The organism is Phytobacter sp. V69, assembly GCF_965644215.1.
Classification (GTDB): domain Bacteria; phylum Pseudomonadota; class Gammaproteobacteria; order Enterobacterales; family Enterobacteriaceae; genus Phytobacter.
Window position 1 is genome coordinate 1 of sequence record NZ_CBFFRL010000374.1, and the last position, 2,198, is coordinate 2,198.

Annotated in this window: 1 protein-coding gene and 2 pseudogenes; 1 reads left to right on the forward strand and 2 read right to left on the reverse strand. The window is 44.9% G+C overall.

What is annotated here, in order from left to right; all coding sequences use genetic code 11:
* Nucleotides 1–86: 86 nt before the first annotated feature.
* Nucleotides 87–380 (forward strand): annotated as a pseudogene (locus ACSZPU_RS25205) (type II toxin-antitoxin system RelE/ParE family toxin); the annotation flags it as partial.
* Here ACSZPU_RS25205 and ACSZPU_RS25210 read toward each other — a convergent pair.
* Both ACSZPU_RS25210 and ACSZPU_RS25215 read right to left on the reverse strand, forming a co-directional pair.
* Nucleotides 377–694 carry a helix-turn-helix domain-containing protein gene (locus ACSZPU_RS25210; protein ID WP_004864333.1) on the reverse strand — a complete coding sequence of 106 codons (318 nt, stop codon included), beginning with the start codon at nt 692–694 and terminating at the stop codon, nt 377–379. The pseudogene ACSZPU_RS25205 and the gene ACSZPU_RS25210 overlap by 4 nt on opposite strands.
* Before the next feature lie 87 nt (nt 695–781).
* A pseudogene (locus ACSZPU_RS25215) lies at nt 782–2,128 on the reverse strand (MobA/MobL family protein); the annotation flags it as partial.
* Nucleotides 2,129–2,198: the final 70 nt, after the last annotated feature.

Genomic DNA, 2,198 nt, shown 5'->3' on the forward strand with positions numbered 1-2,198 from the left:
ATGCTTCCATCGGGAATAAGGATCTGGCAGCCTGAGTTCCCAACTAAAATACTCTCCAGGAAAACCGGGGCGGTTCACTTCCTGCTGATGTGCAAGACGATTTTGGAAAAGATTTACGTCGTATTCAGTTCGGTCAAGATCCTGAATTACCTATTGATTTTATGGATAGCATTGGTATAGGCGTTATCGAACTAAAAATAAATGGAAGCCCGGCATATCGATGCACCTACGTCACTAAGTATCTCGATACCGTGGTAGTTTTGCATTCCTTTGAGAAAACTACCAACGGTGTTGATCGGCAGGCTAAAAAAGTAGCAGAAAAACGACTTAAGGAACTTATGGCCGATGTCAGAGAGGCTGAACGCTGTAAAAAACGTTAAGCTGCTGCCTCGGTTTCTGTAATTGCAATTGATGCCTGATGCAGACTTGTCATTGACATTTTAGCTCGGAAACCGAGGGCATCTAGCATATCGAACATGGCATCAACAGTGAAAAGCTCAATTTTTGCATTTTTCAGTTCTGATACACGGGACTGGTTGATGCCGAGTTTTTCTGCCGCTTCTTTTTGCGTCCAACCTTTCTCTTTGATTAGATTGATAATCATGATCGATAAATCCATTTTCATTGCCATTTTGCTAGCAGTTTCAGCATCATGTGTCACATGGAACGGACTGTCATAGAATTTTAAAGCCATACACACCTCCTGCTATGAATGAGTGGATTATCTAATATTTTAGATAATTTGTCAAGTCGACTGGACAATAAGTGGACTGCTTACTGATCACTCTTTACCTCTATAACCGGGTGGTCTCAATTTAGGCAGCGGCTTTTTCCTGTCTGCAGCAAGTGTTGGTATGTAGTCGAGATTGCTATCAGGCTGCACTGGCTTAACCGGATGACTTGGAAAACGCCTGATCTCTTCCTTGGTAGGCTTGTAGTCATCCTTGTTAAATCTGGCGCGCCTTTCATACTCAGCGCGTGAAACATAGATACCCTGAACCTCATCGAAGACATAGTTTTCAGCAATACGCTTATCATGTTCAGCATCCACTGAAACAGGGGCTGGCTTCTTCTTGGTCCAGACGAATTTCTCTCTTATATAATCTACTACCAACAGCGTGAAACGCCTGAACATACCGTTCTGACGAGGTTCAACTTTCCTCCTTTTTACTTTAACAGGAGCGCGTTTAAGTGCTCTTGCCGTTGAAGAGGATGGGGTTTTCAGTGTAGTGCGTGTATGAGGCGCAGGAGCAACCAGAACATGTTTCTGCGAGCCTGTAGATGAAGCTCTACCTGTGTTATCCGGGATAACAATTTCTTCCGGTTCAGCCAGTGCATGAACCCTAAAGCTGGCAACATCAACAACAATGTCTAATGGCAGATCTTTAAAGGTAAAGTAGGCTTCGCCAGCTTCTTTTTTTAGCTCATCACGTATGGCCTGCTCTGCAGCACGTTGTTCCTGAGCGGCTAAAGTGCCCCAGCGATCACGAGGGATATGAAGTATTGGATCGCGGTTTGTTTCAATTGCTTTAGCCAGCCAGATTGCTTTCTCTTCGTTTGTAGCGGCAGCGGTAGCCTGTTCTACGGCTTCCTCATACTGAACCCTGATAGAACGGTGATCAATGCGTTCATCGTGACCATACAGCTCAAGGAACCCATTGCAGATGTCCTGCCAGCCTTTACGCCAGTTATCAAGGGCTTCAGGCTTGTCCCACTCACGCACCTTTTTACCAAAGCCGGTAGAAAGAACCTCACGGGTTGTTCCCATTATATGGATATGTGGGTTATGACCATTGATATCGTGGATAACAACATCTGCAATGATGCCTTGCTTGGTAAAGTGCTCAAGAACAAAAGCTGTAGTGAGTTTAATGCTCAGTTCTGGTGTTAGCTCAGCGGGGAGGGCAATCTTAAACTCTTTGGCAAGGCGGGCATCTTTTCTCTTCTCCGAGGCTTCGACAGCATTCCAGAGTGTTTCACTGTCAACAATCAGGGCAGGAGGGGTATGTTCAGCTGCAAAAATCTGCGCAAAGGCAAGGTCCTTTTTATGTGCTGTTTTACGACCACAAACTTCACCCGTTCTGTTATCGAAGAAAACCTTGCGGTGACGATATGCAGCAGAGTTAAGGAAGGTGCGATTTAATCGTCAATTATGAGAACATAACCCTTTCTTTGACATAGACTTTTCACGATGCCCG